The sequence below is a fragment of the Streptomyces sp. NPDC037288 genome, assembly GCF_055603265.1.
On record NZ_JBVJVY010000175.1, the window covers coordinates 1 to 2,934 of the forward strand.

A 2,934-nucleotide genomic window follows, 5' to 3' on the forward strand; every position below is an offset into this window, starting at 1 on the left:
GCGCAGAGCACGCTCCTCCACCCGCCGCGTCAGCCGCACCGTCCAAGCCATCCACGTGCTACTGACCTGCGACTCTTCAGGATGAAAGAGGTTCAGTGAACTCCTATTGCTGGGTCAGAGATTCGCTGGCATTAGGCGGCGACTTTGTCGAGGATCTCGTCGGCAGTCTTGGTCCATACGAACTGCCTGGGATGCTCGTTCCAGTCGGCGAGCCAGGTCCGGATGTCGCCTTCGAGGGCCTGGACAGAGCGGTGGACACCGCGCTTGAGATTCTTCTGCGTCAGCTTGGCGAACCACCGCTCCACGAGGTACAGCCAGGACGAACTCGTCGGTGTGAAGTGGAGATGGAAGCGCGGGTGCGCGAGCAGCCACTGCGACTGCGTCCGGCGTCGGCACCACCACCTTGCTCGTGGCCCTGGAGGTCGCCACGGGGAAGGTAATCGGCTCCCTAACCATCCGTCAAGGTCTTAGCTCTACCTCATTGCGACCACACCCCTCCGAGTATTACGAGCAGCTGGGGACTTGGCGTCGATCCACGCCGGACACGTTGTTGGAGCTGACGTATCCCCCGTCATCAAGTCGATACCACAGCGCAGTCCAAGTACCCATGTCCACCTGCTGGGAGCAGAGAACGGTTACACGAGCTCCTGGGTAGTACGTGCGAACCACATGGGGGTGTGTACCAGGTGTCATCGGTTGCACGTACTCATCCACCACGTGCTGAACGGGGAGCGTGGTGATCGTGCCGGGGAAACCGTCAGTCTGCGGCTGCTGCTCGACGCTGGCGCAGATCGCATACACGCTGATGCCGACGGTGGAGTAGCCGTCCTGCCGGCCGAGTCCGATCCAGCCGGTCCCGTCCTTGGTGGGGAAGCTGCCGACCAGGATCGCGCGCTTGCCCCGAGCTTGGGCGCCGCCGCCGACGACCCTCTTTCCCGCGGGGCAGGAGACAGTCCGGCGCTGGAAGTTCAGCACGTTGGCGTTGGGAAGCCTGACGATCTGGTAACCGTGCAGGGCCGGTGCCGGTGCCTTGGCCGCTGCAGCCTGTCCGGTGGCGGTCTCGCTGGTGGCGGCCTGGGCAGTCCAGCCGGCTCCGGATAACAGGGCCAGTGCCATAACACCCGCGCCGATCGCTTGCTTGCCTCGCATAGGTATGTCCTTTCGCACTGGAGGCCCCTGGGAAGCAGAGTCCTCTCGATGGCCATCATCCTTGGTCTGATCGATGGCGTCTTGTCGAGTGGTACAGCAGTTATCACCGCATAGTCCCTGGCTCTCGGGCGGCCATCGTGCAACCTGCCGAGCGGCGAAGCCCCCTGAAATGAGATGACTCGATGACCTTGTCCCAGCATGGTTTGCTCCGTCTGAGTCAGTACTGCAACGGTGCTTGCCGCGGTTGATGGCCAGGCCAGTCTTTGGTGGGGTTGTGGGTGGGGAACTTGCTGATGTCAGGTTGTGACGCGTGGACTGGATGCTGTCCATCAGCGGTTCTTGCACCGTTTCAGCAGGTCGGAGCCGCAGAGTCAGCTATGGCTTGTATGCGGGGATTGATCGCTCCGCTGCAGCGGAAGAACGGCTGGACGCTGGCAGGGGCAGCCGGACATGTGGGCCCGGACCGCATCCTCCGGATGCTGAACTGGACCGAGTGGGAGGGCAAGTGCGCAGCACAACGACGGGCGTCGCGCCTTTCGTTCCGCTGCCCGTGGGCGCGCCTCTCCGCGCCGCCATAGCTCGGCCTGGCGGCAGTATCGAACGCGGGCGATCAGCGTCTGCTCACCGTTGCGTCCCAGGCGCCGCCACCGCCCGTCCGTATCCTGCCTCAGCTGCTCCAGGGTGCGATCTCGGCTCCCGGGCCGACAGGAGTGGGGGTGACGCGCCTGGTGCACATGTCGAAAGGGAGAACAGCGGCCCGCCGCTCCCCCGCCAAGAATCCGTCGGGCCGGTATCAACAGGCAGTTCGCCATCCGGTTTCGAAAGAAGCCGAACACGTTTCGTAACATAGCCCATTCCGCATCCCGCACGAATAGAGAAGCACCACGGCCCAATTGACAGCTGACCCATGCCCGCGCGGGCGCCAGAGGCTCCACGAACAGCGTACCAAGACACGATCTTCCCCAATTTCACCTCTTACCCCGCGACAGCGCCTGGGCGTTTCAGCGACCGAAGCGACTGAACAAGTTGGTGCCGTAAAACGCTCATGAAGCGGGCGCAGGATCACAGACGTGTGAGTGAGCGCCGGGGCAGTCAGCTCTTTCGAACGCCCCGCGTCAGCTGGGTAGTCGGCCTGACGCATGGATTAAGTCCCTGGCAGATGGTTTTTCGACCAAGAGAACCGTCTCCACAGAGGCCCCGCATGCTTGTCCACCCGTGCGGCATCGACGTGTCCACCTCTGCCTCCGTTTCCTCACCGCCCCGCCCGAGGAAACGCCGCGGGGCACTCGGCGCCCGATGGCGGCGCCTGAGCGCCGTCGGCATCAGCCAGCTCCACGATCGCCAGCAGCTCCGCCGCTGCGGAATCCTGTTCGGCATACTGCTGCACCTCACGTAGAGCGAGAACATGAACAGCTCATGGTGCAAGGGCCGCCGGCCTGCAGATCGATCGCCGCCTCAGCGATCTTCAGGAGCGGCATCCCGCCGCCGGCCAGCGCGACAGGCAGGCTCTCAGCGAGGAAGCACATCACCTCAGCGAGCGCGCCCGCGATCCCCGGCACAGCACCGCATCGGGAGCCATCACCGGCCCCAGCCCCGAGACGCCGCCGGCGTTCCCGGCCACCTGCATCGTCGACGATGCAGCCCGCAGCCACCGATTCGCCACCTCCGCAATCGCAGGGCCAAACCTGAATGTCAATCCCCAGAAAGCGTGGAGGACTTCCCTATGCTGCTCGGTCCTCCTGATGGGCCTGCGTCCTGGCCTCGGTGACGGTTCGCTCGAAGTCC

The 2,934-nt window shown here is 64.3% G+C and carries 1 protein-coding gene and 2 pseudogenes; 1 reads left to right on the forward strand and 2 read right to left on the reverse strand.

Features of this window, described 5'->3' with window-relative positions; translation table 11 throughout:
- Nucleotides 1-131: 131 nt before the first annotated feature.
- A pseudogene (locus ACZ7GZ_RS42930) lies at nt 132-371 on the reverse strand (IS630 family transposase); the annotation flags it as partial.
- Nucleotides 372-504: 133 nt separating this feature from the next.
- Nucleotides 505-1,149: a hypothetical protein gene (locus ACZ7GZ_RS42935; RefSeq protein WP_471033261.1), complete on the reverse strand. Its 645-nt coding sequence runs from the start codon at nt 1,147-1,149 to the stop codon at nt 505-507.
- A gap of 274 nt (nt 1,150-1,423) precedes the next feature.
- Between ACZ7GZ_RS42935 and ACZ7GZ_RS42940 the strand changes: the two are divergent.
- Nucleotides 1,424-1,649: pseudogene (locus ACZ7GZ_RS42940) on the forward strand (IS701 family transposase); the annotation flags it as partial.
- Between the last annotated feature and the right edge of the window lie 1,285 nt (nt 1,650-2,934).

Coding starts and splice junctions, on each gene's coding strand:
- ACZ7GZ_RS42935 (WP_471033261.1), bottom strand. CDS start 1,149: ATGCGAGGCAAGCAAGCGATCGGCGCGGGTGTTATGGCACTGGCCCTG.